This window comes from Daejeonella sp., from assembly GCF_037719425.1.
In the GTDB taxonomy this organism is placed as follows: Bacteria; Bacteroidota; Bacteroidia; order Sphingobacteriales; family Sphingobacteriaceae; genus Daejeonella.
The window spans coordinates 1-17,755 of sequence record NZ_JBBJNI010000086.1; the positions used below are offsets into that span (position 1 = coordinate 1).

Sequence of the window (17,755 nt, forward strand, 5' to 3'; positions counted from 1 at the left end):
TGTTCGTCACCCGGGAAATGCGAAGGAACCCAATCCAGGATCAAGCCTATACCGTTCCTATGAAGCTCATCAATAAGGAACATAAAATCCTGCGGCGTACCAAACCTCGATGTGGCAGCAAAATACCCGGTGATCTGATATCCCCATGAAGGGTAATAAGGATGCTCCATCATCGGAAGAAACTCGACATGTGTGAAGCCCATTTCCTTGATATAGGGGACCAGTTGTGCGGCCATCTGCCGATAAGTTAAGAAATCACCCGGCGATTCAATGTTTCTTGCCCACGAACCAAAATGCATTTCATATACCGACATAGGTTTATTTAACGCATTCTTTTGATGCCTTGACTGCATCCATTCCTCGTCTTTCCACTCATACCACGTATCCCATACTATGGAAGCGGTGGATGGCGGTTCTTCCCATCTTAAGGCAAAAGGATCTGCCTTCTCAAGAGTATCGCCAGTATTTGAATTGATAAAATATTTATAGACTTCACCTGTCGATATACCCGGAATAAATATCTCCCAAATTCCGGAACCGTCCCATCTGACCTGCATAGGGTGCGATAACTTATTCCACCCATTGAAATTCCCTTCCACACTTACCTTTTTGGCATTAGGAACCCAAACTGCAAAATATGTTCCGTGCAGGCCATGATGTGTCACAACATGAGAGCCGAGCTTTTCGTATAATTTGTAGTGCCTGCCTTCGCGGAACAAACTGATATCAAAATCAGAAAATCGGGAATACGGGTCAGGGGTAACGTCAGCCGGAGTTGATACGGATTTAGAGAGGGATTTTTCTTTTTTTGCCATATGCTATATCACAGGTATATTCAATTGCATAAAATGAATATACCTGTTTATAATAAAGATCAGGCAAGAATCTCTATTCGTTTAAAGTTCTTGTTAGATTTTACGCGAACCCTTCTAAGATCATCAAAACCCAGGTCGCCGGAATATTCCCGGCCATCAATATATACTTTAGTAGGCGTGAATGGGAGACCTATTATTTTGAGATCATAAGTTTCATAACGCGGCGTGAAAAGCCCTTCAATAGACTGGGTAATAGTCATTGAAGATTCATCTCCGTTAACCACATATTTTTTCTCCAGGTAGATATCTTGTTCAAAGGCAAAAGTATCGCCGTGATCTTCGTAATAAAATGAGTTGGCTTCATAATCTGAGTAATAGATCTGGAACATCAGTTCATCGATCTCAAACTCACCTACATATTGCATTAAGGGAGATTCCGGAATAACCGAACCTGCTTTAACGAAGATCGGCAAAGAATCGATTGGTGCTTCTGCGAAATGTTCACCGCCACCTTCGATCATATCATGGGTCCAGTAATTGTACCATTTCCCAGTCGGCAGATATACGTTCTTATGTCTGGCACCCGGATTGGTTACCGGTGCAACTAAAATCTTATCACCAAAAGTGAAGATATCCTGTATGCTATGGGTAAGAACATTTCCCTGCTCATGCATTACCAATGGTCTTAGGATAGGGAAGTTATGCTTGTGATGCTCCCAGAATACAGAATAAATGTATGGCATTAAACGATATCGAAGACCGATAAACTTTCGGTTGATCTCTTCGAATTCCGAGCCGAAACTCCATGGCTCGCGCTCAGCAGTATCGCCTGCTGAATGAGCCCGCATAAATGGAGAGAAAACTCCCATTTGAATCCACCTTGCAAAAAGCTCGGCATCTGGCTCACCGCTGAAACCACCAATATCAGTTCCACAGAACGGGATTCCCGACATCGATAATCGCTGCAACTGTACAATCCCAATCTGTAGGTGCTCCCACGATGCCACATTATCGCCAGTCCAGACTGAAGCATACCGCTGTACTCCTGAATATCCGGCCCGGGTTATCGTAAACGGCCTTTTATTCTTTTGCAGCTTTTTCAAGCCCTCATATGTTGCCCTTACCATCTGCATCCCATAAACATTGTGGGCTTTTCGGTGTGATCCATGAAAACCGTCATAGTTATGCCGCACATCATGAGGGAAGGTTCCTGCACCGAAAACGGCAGGCTCGTTCATATCGTTCCATACACCAGCAACGCCTGCGTCAACTAATTCTTTAAATAATCCGCCCCACCAGGTCCGCACTTTGGGATTGGTAAAATCCGGGAACTGACAACGTCCGGGCCATACATGGCCTTCCATGAAGTAATCATCGCAGCGTCTGCAGAAGTAGTTATTTTGTTTTCCTTCTTTAAAAACACTATAATTTTCGTCTACACGGATGCCAGGATCGATAATAACAACTGTTTTAAAACCGTCATCAGCAAGTTCTTTTATCATTCGCTGTGGATCGGGAAAATATTTCCTATTCCAGGTAAAACACCTGTATCCGTCCATGTAATCAATGTCAAGGTAGATAGCATCACAAGGAATTTTTCTTTCCCGGAAGTTTCGGGCTACATCTTTAACCTTTTTCTCCGGGAAATAACTCCAGCGGCATTGATGAAAACCCAGAGCCCATTTTGGTGGCATCTGATGCGTGCCGGTAAGCGTATGATAACGTTTTACCACATCCATTATATGAGGGCCGTGGATATAATAATATTGCAATTCGCCACCATCAGCCCAAAAACTTATTTTATTACTTTCCTCCTGTGCAAAATCAAACTGGCTTTTAAATGTATTGTCAAAGAATATCCCATAACTCACCCCTTCGTTGACTCCCATGTAAAAAGGAACTGTTCGGTAAAGCGGCTGCTGACCTTTACCAAATGAATAAGCATCGGTATTCCAGTTTACGAACCGGTTGCCACGGAGATTAAGATCACTCGATTTGTCGCCAAGTCCATAAAATGCCTCTTGAGGATGGCATTTTTTAGTCGCGTAGACATAATATCCTCCAAAGTCAGTATTCTCCTCCCAATGCATTGGTTCAAGATCCTCGTTTATCACGTTACCTTGTATATCTTCAAAAGAGATCTTAAAATCACTTTTCCGGATAACACAAGCAGCCGAATTGGTCTCAACCCGGTAATTGTCAGCCTGATCTTCTAACCTGAATACTGTTACTTTATGTTCTAATGATTCTACGGCGTATGAAAACTCTTCGAGGAATACACTCTGGGGAGCCAGGCGGATTCTGAGGATCTGATCGCTTATGATCCTAACTTCAACCTTAGAAATACCGTCAGAGAAGTAAAAATTGTTGCCCTCCTGAACGTATTCTGTAACTGGGGAAAGATACTTTTTAACAATGGGCTCCAGCCCCACAACCGGATTATTAACGTGCTGCATATCACTTTCTAAATCATTGATATCCAATTCCGTTACTACCGGATCTTTACTCGTTTCCATATTTTAATAAAATATTTTAAATCAGCCTGAGAGAATCCACTTGCTGAAAGGTTACCTGTCGTGCGCTTAAGCAAACGAATTATTACGCCGACAAATTACCAGTTTAGGTACATACTAGGAAATATATCTCATTTTATCATAAAATTGCAAGTCCCGTTCCAAATGAATGAAACGGGACTTGCAATTTTGTATTGGGTAGCTGATTTTGTCTTGCGGAGTCTTATTGATTAAATGTAAACCCTACATAGTACATTCCACCCATCATAGGGTTACCATAAGATGTAGTGTAGTATTTATTAAGAAGATCGGAGGCTCCAATTTTAATTACCGATTTTACACTTGGGATTTTGAGATTAACCTGCGCGTCAACTGTACCGAATGCCGGAACATCGCCTGAAGCAAAAGATGAATTCCAGTAGAAAGAATCCTGCCACCGGTATGATACATTAAATCCTACATTCTTTACAACTTCACGATTATTAAGTCCGATGTTATAGCGAATAGTTGGTGTATTGAAATCATTTACGTAAGTAACTGGAATATCCTTAAGCTTATTATAAGAAACATTCCCATTCAGATTGAAAGTACCGATCATGTAATCTATACCGAGCGCAGTTCCATAAGCCGTTACTTCACCAGCTGCATTAACAGGAACACCGAATCTTGTGAAAGCATTGTTCACATTTTGATAAACGTCAACTGCTGTAATGAAATCTTTATACTGATTATAGTATCCGTACGCATCGATCAGAACCTTGGAACCTAATAAGCCCCTGTAACCAAGTTCATATGCGCTAACACTTTCAGGTCTTACACCATTTGGATCAAACGTATATGCCTTCAATAAGGCCGGGTTAGGTGTTCCTGCAGAAGCAGAAGCAAGAAAAGCCCTGTAGCTTACATCTGTAAATGGTTTATTAGTATAAAGGCTATATTTTGAAATGCTTTCAGGTAAACCTCCGATCAAACGTGTTGCACCACCAAGAACAGCAAGATCTATATATTGATTCTGTGTAGTTGGATTACGATAACCTGTTTGATAAGATGCGCGGATATTGTTATTTGGAGCGACAGTTAAAACTCCGGTAACCCTTGGAGTGAACCGGCCTTCGAAGTTCATGCTTTTATCATAACGTCCCGCAAGTGTCAATTTAAAAATATCACTGAATTTCTTTCCTGCCTGTACAAAGCCACCGTATTCATTGATATCAATCTCTCGGTTCAGGTCATCGAAGATCGTTCCCCCAGAATTCAGGTCATAAACCCGATAAGAAGCTCCAACTTGCAATTCCAGTTTGTCTTGTAAGGCATTTGTGAAATTATACATCCCCTCATAGTGCCATAAGTTAGACTTATCATCAAACTTAGCTCCTGCCCCTGAGCTGATTGTTGAGGTTCTGATCGTTTCCATTGCGGTTTTAAACTGTGGAGAGCCAGGTTGGAAACGGCCTACATCCGCGGCTGAACGGGCTAACCCGTGAGCCTGAGCATCAGGCGCACCTGCAGCGCGGGCTCCTACATAGTTGCCTACATATTGAGGGAACCAGGTTGTATTGCGTTTGGACGTTTCATTAATATAAACTCCAAGGATAGAAGAAATATAAGAGTCTCCGGAACGCTCCTGGGTAGTATAACCACGAAGCATGAAGTCCTGGCCTTTTAATTCCAGTTTATATTGCCCGATGCTGAAGTCCCTTAAGGAGTAACGGTCAGATCCAGTGTACACAGATGTTCCTGTGCCCCAGTTGGCCTGAGCTGTTGCTTCAACAGTATTGGTTAACTTGTAGTGCACTGAGTTAGATGACTTAAATGATCTTGCGTTATAGTCTACCAGGTCTTTTTCAAGATAGCCCGTCCTTGATACGGATTGATCAGGAATTAAACCTGCTGCCAAACCGGTAAAAAATGGCCTGGTTTGAGGATTCGTTGCTAAAAACCCGTTTAATGCGGCAAGCGTTGCCGGATTTCCCCTGATAGCAGCTATTTGTACAGGCGTTACACCTACATTAGCTGGAATCCCCAGGACGACCCTTACAAACCCCTCAGTTCCGGCATTGACTACATTATTTGCAACATTTCGCATATTTACGCTTACCTCATCGCCATAAACGTTAATCCCGTCATAATTAGGATCGCTGCTCCTGTCTCCAGCCTTAAAGCTACGTGAATTACGGTCAAAATTAGTATAGTTCGTAGCTTGCCAATCATCTGCAGTTAATAAGGAAACTGTTGATTTAACAGCGAACTTATTCCACGCTTTGGCGAATCTAACCCCTGCCTCCTGGAATGGCCGTGTCTTTTGATTCGGGTCGCTAAGATGGTTTATCCCGGTTTTTAACTGAAAGCTAACGCCTTGTGATGTATAAGGACTCTTGGACGTTAAAAGCATCGTACCGTTGATTCCCCCAGCTCCGTAAAGTGCTGACGAGGCTCCTGGCAAAAGCTCCACATTGTCGAGGTCAAGTTCGCTCATGCCTATAATATTACCTACTGAAAAATTCAGGGCCGGAGCCTGATTATCCATTCCATCAACATATTGGTTGAAACGGGTATTTCCATTCGCATTGAAACCGCGGGTATTCACGGATTTGAAAGTTATACTCTGGGCACTCAACTCAACACCTTTTAAGTTGGTTAATGCATCATAAAAAGAAGGAGATGCCGTTTCCTTGATTGCGGTCTGGCCGAGTCTTTCGATAGAAACCGGTGACTCAAGTATTTTTTCCGGGGTACGAGATGCTGCAACCACAACCTCCTGTCCCAAGATAGCCTGAGCTTCCATAGAGATCAAAAGCGCTGTTGTCGATCCACTAACAGTTTGTTCCACGGTTTTATATCCGATATAACTAACTACTAATGTAAAAGGAGTAGTTGCGGACCTGCTTAAACTAAACCGCCCGTTTTCATTCGTAGACGTACTTGTAGTTGTTCCCTTAATCGTTACAGTTACACCAGGAAGGGTCTCCCTGGTCAGGTTATCTGTAACAGTCCCGGAAATGGTGCTACTTTGCGCTAATACCATGTTTGCACTCACCAGGAGTACGATCAGTAGGCAAGCTAAACGGGTAAAAATTCTGCTCATAATTCTCAGATTAGTTTATGGTTATTTTAATTGCAATTATAAACATAAGTAGAATATTTTAATTCTGACAAGGACTTTCAATTAATTTTTTTATGCTTGCATAGTAAAATTACTTACTAATTAATCCTAGATTAACATTTTAACAATACAACATAAAGTAAGACAACGCAACATTTTGAAATAAGTCGTAACCTTTAAACCCAATTGAAAGCCTCAAGATCTATATGAAGATTATTAAAGCCGTAATTTCATCGGTAATCGCTTTAACCCTTGTCATTTCATCGAACAGTAAGTTCGGAGATATCCCGCCTCTCGGTAAATTTTTTGACCCCTTTCGTGGTTTTTGGAAGAATGCTGAAAGCAAGAAGGTAAATGCTGAACGAGACTTTAAAATAGAGGGCATGAAAGGCACCGTGGAGATCAAATTCGATGAAAGAATGGTGCCTCACATTTTTGCCGATAGTAACTACGATCTCTATTTTGCCCAGGGTTATGTTACGGCCAAAGACAGATTATGGCAGATGGATTTTCAGACAAGGTTTGCATCAGGAAGGCTTTCTGAAGTAGTCGGCCCGAAGGCTATAGAACTTGACAGGTACCAGCGCAGAATGGGCATGGCATACGGTGCTGAAAATATGGTCAGGGTAATGATGAAAGACCCTGAAATAAAAGAAACGATAGAGGCCTACGCAGCTGGGATAAATGCCTACATCCATTCCCTTAAACCCGGTGACTATCCAATTGAGTTCAAACTTTTGAATTATGTGCCTGAAGAATGGACACCCTTGAATTCTGCGTTGCTTTTAAAACTAATGTCGGCGACGCTGGCAGGCGGGTCGAACGAATTCTACATGACCAATATTTTGAATAAATATGGTCCTGAGATCACAAAGGATTTATTTCCTGATTACCCTTTCAGGGAAGACCCTATTGTTCCAAACGGAACTAAGTGGGATTTCACTCCCGGAGCTATACCTCAGGCACCAGAGTTATTAAGCGACAAAAAGACATCTTATCAAATAAAAACCCGTGAGCTTGGAGAAGGAATAGGAAGCAATAACTGGGCGGTTTCTGGTGCCAAGACTGCCAGCGGATATCCTTTATTGGCAAATGACCCGCATCTTGATATTACGCTCCCTTCAATCTGGTACCAGGTACAGACTGTTTCCCCTGATGTAAACGCTTACGGTGTTTCTATCCCTGGCGCCCCGGGTGTAATTATCGGGTTCAATCAAACTGTAGCCTGGGGGGTTACTAACGTTGGCGCTGATGTGCTGGACTGGTATAACATTAAGTTTAAAGATGCTTCCAAAAAAGACTATTGGTATAACAACAAATGGAATCCGGTTAAAATCCGGGTGGAAAATATAGAAGTAAAGGGCGGCAAGACTATAGTGGATAGTGTGTTTTACACGCATCATGGGCCAATTGTTTATACTACGGAGCAAAGACCGGATAACTTTTCGAAAATCAACAATATACCTACCGGGCACGCATTACGTTGGGTGGCTCATGATGGCTCAAACGACGTTAAGACTTTCTACAAATTAAACAGGGCGAAGAACTACACAGATTACCGGCAGGCATTAACATACTATTCTGCACCGGCACAGAACTTTGTTTTTGCTTGTGTTGAAAACGACATTGCTATAACGGCCAACGGATATTTCCCCGGAAAATGGAAGGGACAGGGGAAATTTCTCATGGATGGGTCAGATCCGGCAAACGACTGGCACGGCCGCATTCCAGCCGATCAAAACCCAACGGTAAAAAACCCGCCGAGAAACTTTGTCAGCTCGGCTAATCAATTCCTCACCGATCAAACCTATCCATATTACATTAACTGGGAGTTTGCAGCCTATGAGCGTGCGCACAGGATAAATAAACGCCTTACAATGATGACAAAGGCGAATATAGATAGCCTCATAAATTTACAGAACGACAACTATAGTATTCTGGCAGAGAACATTTTACCTACTCTTGTGAAACTCGTTGATACCGATAAATTAAACGCAAGCCAGCGTGAAGGTTATAACATCGTGAACAAATGGAATAAGTTCTTCGATGCTGATGAGATAGGCGCAAGCATCTTTGAACTCTGGCATAAAAGCTTAGCAAAAGAAATCTGGGAGGATGACCTCGGAGACCCTAAAATCCCTATGCGTTATCCCTCACGCGACAGGAATGTTCAGCTGCTTCTAAACGAACCTGACTCACACTGGTTCGACAATGTCCATACTGCTCAAAAAGAAACCCGGACGGATGCTGTAAATGAAGCATTCAGGTTTACTATGGACAGTCTTCAACGCAAGTACGGACCGATCGATGATGACTGGCATTGGGGTAATATTAAGCACACAAATGTTCCGCACCTGGCTAAAGTTGCCGGGTTTGGATCTAAATTCCTGAAAAACGGAGGATCCAAATCTTCTGTAAATGCCATGAGTGAGAGCAATGGGCCGTCCTGGCGGATGGTTGTTGCGCTTGGAAAAGATGTAAAAGCTTATGGTGTATTTCCTGGGGGCGAATCCGGAAATCCGGGCAGCCCTTATTATGACAATATGGTCAATACGTGGTCTGAGGGAAAATTGAATGAGCTATTGTATCTCAAATCAAAAAGTGAACAGTCAAAAAGCATACAGGCTTCCTGGAAGCTGTCAAAGAAATAATTATCACTCTTTATAATTAAGAAATATGTTGTTCTTCATAATACTTATAATCTGTTTCCTTTTTCAGTTATTCCTTCCCTGGTGGATCATCACCCCTCTTGCTTTCGGAGCTGCTTTCTGGAAAGGTAAAACCGCCGGACACGCGTTTTGGTCAGGCTTCTTCGCTGTATTCGTATTGTGGGTAGCTACCGGACTTTTTTATAGCATTCCAAATGGACATATCCTGGCTAACCGCGTTGGAGCGATGCTGGGCCTGCCTGAAACAACTATAAATTGGGCCTTAGTTCTTTTGATTTCGGGACTTACCGGCGCCCTTGCAGCCGGGTTTTGTTCTTTAGCAGGATATTATTTTCGTCAGGCATTGGTACTGCCGGAAAAAGCCACTAAGTAAATTTTAGCCTTCAAATCGTATCTTTGAGGGTGATTAAAACAACCCAGGAAGACATTTTCTCTATTCAAAACAACTCGCAGTTCGAAAAAATTGCGTTACAAATCTTCAGGCAGCAAGCTGAACATTGCAAGGTCTACATGGATTTTGTGATAAATCTTGGTATTAACGCTTCTGAGATTAAAAGCCTCAATAAAATCCCATTTCTTCCTATCGAATTTTTTAAAAGCCATGAGGTCATCTGTGCCTCTGGCAAGGCGGACGAAGTTTTCACAAGCTCCGGGACAACCGGTATGGTGCAAAGCAGACATCTTGTAATTAATACTGATCTGTACGTGCAAAGCTTCCGCAAGGCATTTTATATCTTTTATGGAGATATAACAAAATACGCGGTGCTGGCTTTACTGCCATCGTATCTCGAACGAGACGGTTCGTCATTGATTTACATGGTTGATGATCTGATCCGGGCCAGCGCTCATGAGCAAAGCGGCTATTTTCTTTATGATCATAAAAAGCTTAACGACACTTTACTGAGTTTAAAGAAATCTAAAACCCCTACAATTCTGATTGGTGTTACCTATGCACTTCTTGATTTTGCGGAAAGCCATTCTGTCGAATTTCCCGAGCTAATAGTTATGGAAACCGGCGGAATGAAAGGGAAACGACGGGAAATGGTAAGAAAAGAATTGCACGAAACTTTATGTGCTGGCTTCGGCGTGCCGGTAATCCATTCTGAGTATGGGATGACCGAGTTGTTATCACAGGCATACTCGAAAGGAGCAGGTATTTTTCACTGTCCTCCCTGGATGAACATACAAATACGTGACACAAATGATCCTTTGGAGGTATTAGAAACGGGCCAAACAGGAGGAATTAATGTTATCGATCTCGCTAACATTAATTCCTGTTCTTTTATCGCTACCCAAGACCTCGGAAAGACCTTTTCAGATGGAACTTTCGAGGTTCTGGGTAGGTTTGATAATAGCGATATTCGTGGATGTAATTTGTTGGTGCAATAGAGAGTTGTACGTTTATACGTTTTACGTTGTAAGTTGCCAGGCGGATTAGCTGGGCGGACTAGATTTTTGGATTGTCAAGCGAACTTTGTTAATTAAGGAGATCAGCATTGCCTTAATTTCGTTTATACTATCGTTCAATGGTAGGTGGTCGTCAGTTGACAAATACTCAAGATCTTTTGATAGTAATAGAAAATATTCTGTTTCATTGGCTGACCCTAGAGCAATGTTCAAAAAATTACGAAATTCCTTTTGCGAGTTTTTACCACACCCTTCGGCGATGTTAGCTGGAATCCCTGAGGCACAACGTCTCAACTGATTAGTTAGACTGTACAATTCTTCTCTGGGAAATACTTTGGTAATGGTATAGATTCTTAGGGTTAATTGATGAGCTTTTTCCCAAACTTTTAATTCTTTGTAATTCTGCATGTCTTTCAGTTATGATTCTCATCAAACGTAAAGAACATGCAGTTTTACTTAAAATCCATTTATCCTGCGGTAGCTTCCGGTGAATCATCCGCCATACAACGTATAACCTACAACGTATAACGTATAACTTATTCCAAGCCTTTAACCTTCCACCCTTCTCTGTACTCCCTTTTCACAAATTGATTGGCCAGATCAAAGTTAGTGACCTTCATATTATCAGAGTCCCAAAGAAATTTCCTATTACGTCCGGGATACTGGAAATTAGTTGAATTAGCCACCGATACCTGAATATCATAGGCGCGAATAGCCAGGTTACCAACAAGCAACGCTTCCGTTAAAGGCCCTGATATTGAAAAATCTGAACTTAATTCCATTTTTCCATAACCTGCAATAGAGGCATCAACCCATTGAGTATAATGGCCTACTTCCTGTCCTGGTACCCGCGCAAGTGTCTCTGGAACGTTTAAATCATCCATTTTTGATAAAGGCAACAATCTTGGATTCCTTCCGTACGCATCGCAAAGCAGTTTGCCCTTGCTCCCAATAAAAAGAACCCCATTTCCGCCATCACCGAATCTCTCTTCCGGGCCAAGTTCCACAGGGCGATCAGGCTGGATTCCGCCATCCATCCAATGCAATCGAACAGGGGAAGCCTGTTTGGAAGAGTTAATTGTCATAGTAACATGTGATGAAGGAGGGCAGCTGTCCGGGAAATAACCGCGCTTACCCTGATCAAGATAGACGCTTCCCACGCTGCAGTCAACATCTGTCGCATAAGTCAGGCCTAAAGTCTTGAAAGGCACATCAACCATATGACAGCCCATATCACCAATAGCACCAGTTCCATACTCCCACCAACCCCGCCAGTTAAAAGGAACAAGCTTGTCCACATATTCTGTTCGAGGAGCGGTTCCAAGCCACAGATCCCAGTCAAGTTCTTTTGGAACTTCACTCTTGGCAGCTGGCCACGGAATCCCTTGAGGCCATATCGGGCGGTTAGTCCAGCAATACACCGTATGTACTTCACCTATTAATCCTGCAGCATACCATTCCGTTATACTTCTGGATCCGTCAGACGAGGAACCCTGATTACCCATTTGAGTAACTACTTTATATTTTTTCGCCGCTTCAGTTAATATTCGTGCCTCGTAGATATCGTGAGTTAATGGTTTTTGAACATACACATGTTTTCTTCTTCTCATAGCAGCCAGCGCCACTATCGCATGATTATGGTCGGGAGTCGAAACAGATACCGCATCAAAGTGGCGGCGTTCCTTATCAAACATTTCGCGCCAGTCTTTATAATATTTTGCTTTGGGGAATGCCTTAACAGAATTAGCAGCACGCCGGTCATCGACATCACACAGGAATGCAATTTCGGCTTTAGGATTTTTTGCAAATCCAGTCAGGTCACTCTGCCCTTTTCCGCCAACACCAACTCCAGCTATCAGCAACTTGTCGCTCGGCGCAACAAAGCCCTTGCCACCCAGCACGTGCCGTGGAACGATCATAAAACTTGCAGCTGCAACGGCTGCCGTCTTTACAAAATCTCTTCTCGAATTCTTACTGTCTTCTTGTTTCATTTATTTATCAGATATTAATTTTAGGAATTAGCCCACATACGATCACCTTTTTTATAAGGCACATTTCCGTCGTATTTGCCAGGAGTTTCTATATAGCGTAACGCCTTAGTTGAACCTATTTCGGAAGTAAAAAAGCCTAAAAGGGTTAATTCCTTAACCATTCTAAAATAGTGCGACGGCTGCTCGGTTGTTTTTGCGTCCATAAACGCCTTTTGCAAACCATCCATTTTTACGAAGAATTTAGTCCTCTCTTCAGGACTGCATTCCATAAATGTTTTTCCTGTATCTTCTTTACATCTTTTTTCAAGCCTTTTAATCCCTTCACGAAATATGCCCTGATCATTTGGAGCATAACAGTCTTTAACCATTACAGCCATAAATTCACCTACTTTGGCATCTTTCGCGCCTGGCGTGCTGGTCCAGGGTAAAATGGTCTCACCCATTTCATTTAGCAAGGTGATAGTTTCTGTGTCAAAGAAATCTTTAGCATTTTCTATACCTGTTTTACAGCCAGTTTCCAAAAAGATACTGGATCCAATTATTGTTCCTCCCAGTATCCAGCTTACCTGTGTTATTGCTTCTCTTCTATCCATGAGACTAAATATTACCTTTTTTCAATTCTGAAACAGCGTGATCAACAGCCCTGGCGGTCATCGCCATGTAAGTTAATGATGGGTTTTGGCACGCGGCCGACGTCATGGCTGCACCATCTGTAACAAAGACGTTTGGCGAATCCCAAACCTGGTTGAATTTATTTAAGACCGATGTTTTAGGGTCATGCCCCATCCGGGCAGTGCCCATCTCATGGATACCCATACCTAAGGTATACCCGTTGTCAAATGTATTAACATTCTTCAATCCCGATGCTTCAAGCATATCTTTTGCATCCTGCATCATATCTTTCCGCATCTTGATCTCATTATCCTTGATTTCGGCATCGATAGACAGGACGTTAAGGCCCCACTTATCTTTTTTGGTTTTATCAAGAGTAACCTTATTTTCGTGATAAGGCAGGGTTTCTCCAAAAGCAGTAATGCCCATAGTCCATCCTCCCGGTTCACATAATGCATCTTTGAAGTCTCCGCCTATACTCAATTCTGCTACATTTCTGCCCCAGCCTTCCCTGCTGGCAGAACCCTGGTATCCAAAGCCTCGCAGATAATCTCTCTTTTCATCTCCCAGGTTGCGGAAACGCGGGATGTAAATTCCGTTAGCCCTGCGACCGTAATAATATTTGTCGTCGAAACCTTCAGCTTGTCCCGACGCACCGAGCCGGAAATGATGGTCCATCAGATTATGGCCCAGTTGTCCGCTGCTGCTTCCCAGCCCACCATCCCACACATCAGTTGCTGAATTCATCAATATCCAGGTCGAATTGAGTGCAGACGCGTTCAGGAAAACGATTTTGGCAAAATATTCATAGGTCTGGTTGGTTTCCGCATCCAAAACCTCCACTCCCTTTGCCTTCTTTGTATCCTTATCATAAAGGATCTTTGTAACAATAGAAAAAGGGCGAAGAGTCAAATTACCTGTTGCTACTGCAGCCGGTAAGGTCGACGATTGGGTGCTGAAATAGGCGCCAAAAGGACAGCCCAGCCAGCATTTATTTCTGTACTGACAATTTGTACGGCTTTGAAGAGGCTGCGTTATGTTTGCTACCCTTCCTATAACCATGTTACGCGCGCCCTTAAAGTGAGCTTTTATACGGGCTGCAACGTCTTTCTCAACGATGTTCATCTCCATTGCTGGCTGAAAATCACCATCAGGCAATTGCGATAATCCGTCGCGATTACCGCTGATACCAGCAAAACGCTCTACATAACCATACCATTTCTCCAGATCTTTATATCGAATAGGCCAATCCACAGCAACTCCCTCTTTTCCATTCGCTTCAAAGTCCAAATCACTTAAGCGGTAACTCTGCCTTCCCCACATTAGCGAGCGACCGCCAACATGGTAACCACGATACCAATCGAAACGCTTTACTTCGGTATAAGGACTTTCCTTATCGTTCACCCAATAATCCAGATTCTTCTCGTTCAGAGGATAATCGCGCTTTAAGACAGGATAGTTGTTTATCATCTCCTGCGTCCTGCCACCGCGGTGAGGAAAGTCCCACGGATTCTTGGTCGCGTTTACATAGTCCTTAATATGCTCTATATTTCGACCTCGCTCAAGCATAATGGTTTTAAGGCCCTTTTCGGTCAGTTCCTTGGCAGCCCAGCCGCCGCTGATTCCCGAACCGATTACTATTGCATCATACGTATTGTTATCAGCCATTTTGAGTTGTAAGTTATACGTTGTAAGTTATACGTTGGATATTCGCTAATCTTATTTCCTGATACTTGATACTTGATACCTGATACCTGATACTATTTCACACATCACACAAAGCAACCGCCTGCCTCAACGATGCGAGCTTATCTGCTTTTACAGGAATGAATTCCTGCGCAACATATCCTTTGAAACCGGTACCCACTATGGCCTTCATAATTGCCAGGTAGTTTAATTCCTGAAACTCATCCAACTCATGACGTCCGGGTACCCCGGCGGTATGATAATGAGCGATGTACTGGTGGTTGGCTTTAATGGTCCGGATCACATCGCCTTCATCGATCTGCATGTGATAAATATCATACAGCAATTTAAAATTATCAGAACCAACGCGTTTTACCAGTTCAACTCCCCAGGGGGTTTTGTCGCACTGATAATCTTTATGATCAATTTTACTGTTAAGCAGCTCCATCACCAGAGTAACCTTATGTTTCTCAGCAAGGGCCATCAGTTGTTTAAGACCTTCTGCGCTATTGGTTAATCCAGTCTCGTCGTCCTTACCCGCCCTATTGCCGCTAAAACAAATGAGGTTCTTGTATCCAGCTTTTGCTACCAACGGTATCATATCTGAGTAGTTTTTGAGAAGCTTTGAATGATACTGCTTATCGTTAAACCCGTTTACCAGATTTATTTCCGCACCATTACACATGCTCGATTCAAGGCCATACTTTTGAAGTGTCGGCCAGTCCTTAGGACCTACAAGATCTATCGCCTTAAGGCCTATTTCCTTAGCAGCGATTGAAAGCTCTTCAACTGAAAGCTGACCAAAACACCACCTGCAAACGGAATGATTGATATTGCCTTTCAAAACCTGGGCACTCATTTCTTTTCCGGAATTAAATGAGGACAACATCCCTGTCGACGTTAAGGCCGCTGTTCCAGCAAGTATATTCTTAATAGCCTTTCGGCGATATTCGTTAGAAGCCATAATGTTATTTTCAATTTTATCCTATTGTTGTTAGTTGTTGGTTGTTAGACCGGGCATCGTAAACACTGGGTGGACACTTTCAACTTTCAACCTTCAACCTTGAACTGACTTCTTCTTTTTGGTTAAACGTTAAAAAGAATAGCAGGGCTACAACGGCTGCAATACCCGCCGCCACGAGCCAGATAGCCTGCCAGTCGTGCTGAGTAGCAGAGATCTTGTAAGCGTCACTAACCAAACCGGCGACCCAAAAGCCTATCAGCATTCCAATACCATAAGTTGCCAGAGCTATAAGTCCCTGGGCTGCACTCTTATATTTTTTACCGGCCTTGGAATCCGTATAGATCTGACCGGAAACGAAGAAGAAATCATAACATATACCGTGTAAAGCGATCCCAATGATCAGCATGAAGCTCAGATCGTTTGCATTACCATAAGCAAATAACGCATAACGTGCTGCCCAGGCAATCATACCTACAAGAATGGTAGTTTTAAACCCATACTTACTGAAGAACACAGGCAGTAATAACAGGAATAGAACCTCAGAAATCTGACCGATAGTCATTTTACCAGTCGGGTTTTCAACAGCGAGCTCTGAGAGAAAGAGGTTCGCATTCTGATAATAAAACGCAAGAGGGATACAAATAAGAATTGACGAGACAAAAAATATCAGGAAGTTCTTATTACCCAGAAGCTTTAAGGCGTCCAGCCCTATAATGTCAGAGATGGTAACTTTCGCGCCTTTTTCTACTGCCGGAGGTGTTTTCGGAAGCATAAAGCTGAAAACTCCTAAAACGGCAGAAACGATGGCCGCCATCAGGAAGGTATTCCTCAAAAGCCCTTCAGAAACTCCTTCGGCAGAATCCCAATGAAAGAGAAAGCTAATGCACAGGCCGGCAACTATCCAGCCAATAGTTCCCCAAATCCTGATAGCCGAAAATTCCTTTTCAGGATCTTTCATTTGATTAAAGGACACAGAATTAACCAAAGCCAGCGTTGGCATAAACATGATCATGTAAGCAAATACATAAGGATAGAACCCAGCAAAATCGGTCGAATTATACATCTGGTACATCAACACTGCACCGACCAGGTGAAGGATGCCAAGGATCTTCTCTGCGTTAAAATAACGATCGGCAATTAAACCGATGATAAAAGGTGCGATTATAGCGCCAAAGGATTGTGTTGAAAAAACGGCAGAGGTTTGTGAGCCGGTGGCAGCAAGATCTTTACCAAGGAACGTCCCCAGAGTAACAAACCATGCCCCCCAAATAAAGAATTCCATAAACATCATTAACGATAATTTAACGCGATTGGTGGGGCTCATATTACTTGATTGGTTTTTAAATTTGAAATGAAACTATAAATAAAAAATAAAAATAAATAAATACCAGAACGATAAAGGGTTGAATATAAGGCCGTCGTGTAATTTATACACGAAGTAATTATATTTTATCGATTAAAATAGCCGAAAGGCATGATTTCAATATTGTAATTTAGTTTACTTGTATTAAATAAATGTATATTTTTATTTTTAAAATTCATACTCTTGAAAGTTATAGGTAGTAAGTTATAGGTTGTAAGTCATTAGCCACATTACCGTGAGAGACGTTAGTTGGCATACTTCAGCATTCAAAACGTACAACTTATAACTTATAACTTATAACTTATATGAGAAATTCCACCAAACTATTATTAGCCACGTTCATCCTGCTTTCGCTGTTTTCCTTCCGATTGCTGAAACAAACGGCAAAACCTCGCATTCTGGTTTTTAGTAAAACCGCCGGCTTTCGGCATGAGTCCATTGCTGCCGGAAAAGCTGCTTTAATTAAGCTGGGCAAAGAACAAGGCTTTTTGGTAGATACGACAGAAAACGATAGCTATTTCACAGAAGATTCACTGAAAAATTATAAAGCTGTTGTATTCTTGAGCACCACGGGGAATATACTTAATACTCCTCAGCAAATAGCTTTCGAGCGTTATATCCAGGCGGGTGGA

13 protein-coding genes are annotated in these 17,755 nt (G+C 42.5%); 4 read left to right on the plus strand and 9 right to left on the minus strand.

The features are described 5' to 3' along the window. The 3 genes from WKF69_RS12060 to WKF69_RS12070 form a co-directional block, all read right to left on the minus strand. On the minus strand, nt 1-815 hold an 815-nt coding region (locus WKF69_RS12060; protein WP_340382182.1), incomplete at its 3' end, for an alpha-amylase family glycosyl hydrolase. Nucleotides 816-874: 59 nt separating this feature from the next. After that, nucleotides 875-3,331 (minus strand): glycoside hydrolase family 31 protein, encoded by a 2,457-nt coding sequence (locus tag WKF69_RS12065; RefSeq protein WP_340382183.1) that lies wholly within the window; start codon nt 3,329-3,331, stop codon nt 875-877. Nucleotides 3,332-3,551: 220 nt separating this feature from the next. After that, on the minus strand, nt 3,552-6,413 hold the full coding sequence (locus WKF69_RS12070) for a TonB-dependent receptor (RefSeq protein ID WP_340382184.1): 2,862 nt from the start codon (nt 6,411-6,413) through the stop codon (nt 3,552-3,554). A gap of 224 nt (nt 6,414-6,637) precedes the next feature. On the opposite strand from WKF69_RS12070, the gene WKF69_RS12075 reads away from it, so the two are divergent. Genes WKF69_RS12075 through WKF69_RS12085 form a run of 3 tightly spaced genes read left to right on the plus strand, consistent with a single transcriptional unit; the run spans nt 6,638 to nt 10,489 of the window. Continuing rightward, nucleotides 6,638-9,082: a penicillin acylase family protein gene (locus tag WKF69_RS12075; protein WP_340382185.1), complete on the plus strand. Its 2,445-nt coding sequence runs from the start codon at nt 6,638-6,640 to the stop codon at nt 9,080-9,082. 25 nt (nt 9,083-9,107) lie between these two features. Then, nucleotides 9,108-9,473, plus strand: coding sequence for a hypothetical protein (locus WKF69_RS12080; protein ID WP_340382186.1), 366 nt, complete (start codon nt 9,108-9,110; stop codon nt 9,471-9,473). A gap of 29 nt (nt 9,474-9,502) precedes the next feature. Beyond that, complete coding sequence (locus tag WKF69_RS12085) at nt 9,503-10,489, plus strand: acyl transferase (protein WP_340382194.1); 987 nt, start codon at nt 9,503-9,505, stop codon at nt 10,487-10,489. A 45-nt stretch (nt 10,490-10,534) separates the two neighbouring features. Here the strand turns inward: WKF69_RS12085 and WKF69_RS12090 are convergent, their stop codons facing one another. The 6 genes from WKF69_RS12090 to WKF69_RS12115 all read right to left on the minus strand — a co-directional run bounded on the left by WKF69_RS12090 (nt 10,535) and on the right by WKF69_RS12115 (nt 17,084). Next, nucleotides 10,535-10,915 carry a four helix bundle protein gene (locus WKF69_RS12090; RefSeq protein ID WP_340382187.1) on the minus strand — a complete coding sequence of 127 codons (381 nt, stop codon included), beginning with the start codon at nt 10,913-10,915 and terminating at the stop codon, nt 10,535-10,537. 128 nt (nt 10,916-11,043) lie between these two features. Beyond that, nucleotides 11,044-12,498: a Gfo/Idh/MocA family oxidoreductase gene (locus tag WKF69_RS12095; RefSeq protein WP_340382188.1), complete on the minus strand. Its 1,455-nt coding sequence runs from the start codon at nt 12,496-12,498 to the stop codon at nt 11,044-11,046. 20 nt (nt 12,499-12,518) lie between these two features. Beyond that, nucleotides 12,519-13,091 carry a gluconate 2-dehydrogenase subunit 3 family protein gene (locus WKF69_RS12100; RefSeq protein ID WP_340382189.1) on the minus strand — a complete coding sequence of 191 codons (573 nt, stop codon included), beginning with the start codon at nt 13,089-13,091 and terminating at the stop codon, nt 12,519-12,521. Nucleotides 13,092-13,095: 4 nt separating this feature from the next. Then, the gene (locus WKF69_RS12105) at nt 13,096-14,778 is read right to left on the minus strand and encodes a GMC family oxidoreductase (RefSeq protein ID WP_340382190.1); all 1,683 of its coding nucleotides are present in this window, start codon (nt 14,776-14,778) and stop codon (nt 13,096-13,098) included. 97 nt (nt 14,779-14,875) lie between these two features. Beyond that, entirely contained in the window at nt 14,876-15,760 is an 885-nt protein-coding gene (locus WKF69_RS12110) for a TIM barrel protein (protein WP_340382191.1), read from the minus strand. 79 nt (nt 15,761-15,839) lie between these two features. Further along, the gene (locus tag WKF69_RS12115; RefSeq protein ID WP_340382192.1) at nt 15,840-17,084 is read right to left on the minus strand and encodes a nucleoside permease; all 1,245 of its coding nucleotides are present in this window, start codon (nt 17,082-17,084) and stop codon (nt 15,840-15,842) included. A gap of 344 nt (nt 17,085-17,428) precedes the next feature. On the opposite strand from WKF69_RS12115, the gene WKF69_RS12120 reads away from it, so the two are divergent. Continuing rightward, on the plus strand, nt 17,429-17,755 hold a 327-nt coding region (locus WKF69_RS12120; RefSeq protein ID WP_340382193.1), incomplete at its 3' end, for a ThuA domain-containing protein.

Bases quoted from the DNA above. Each gene is read 5' to 3' on its own strand.
- WKF69_RS12080 (WP_340382186.1), top strand. From the start codon at position 9,108: ATGTTGTTCTTCATAATACTTATAATCTGTTTCCTTTTTCAGTTATTC.
- WKF69_RS12110 (WP_340382191.1), bottom strand. From the start codon at position 15,760: ATGGCTTCTAACGAATATCGCCGAAAGGCTATTAAGAATATACTTGCT.
- WKF69_RS12090 (WP_340382187.1), bottom strand. From the start codon at position 10,915: ATGCAGAATTACAAAGAATTAAAAGTTTGGGAAAAAGCTCATCAATTA.
- WKF69_RS12100 (WP_340382189.1), bottom strand. From the start codon at position 13,091: ATGGATAGAAGAGAAGCAATAACACAGGTAAGCTGGATACTGGGAGGA.
- WKF69_RS12115 (WP_340382192.1), bottom strand. From the start codon at position 17,084: ATGAGCCCCACCAATCGCGTTAAATTATCGTTAATGATGTTTATGGAA.
- WKF69_RS12070 (WP_340382184.1), bottom strand. From the start codon at position 6,413: ATGAGCAGAATTTTTACCCGTTTAGCTTGCCTACTGATCGTACTCCTG.
- WKF69_RS12075 (WP_340382185.1), top strand. From the start codon at position 6,638: ATGAAGATTATTAAAGCCGTAATTTCATCGGTAATCGCTTTAACCCTT.
- WKF69_RS12095 (WP_340382188.1), bottom strand. From the start codon at position 12,498: ATGAAACAAGAAGACAGTAAGAATTCGAGAAGAGATTTTGTAAAGACG.
- WKF69_RS12105 (WP_340382190.1), bottom strand. From the start codon at position 14,778: ATGGCTGATAACAATACGTATGATGCAATAGTAATCGGTTCGGGAATC.
- WKF69_RS12065 (WP_340382183.1), bottom strand. From the start codon at position 3,331: ATGGAAACGAGTAAAGATCCGGTAGTAACGGAATTGGATATCAATGAT.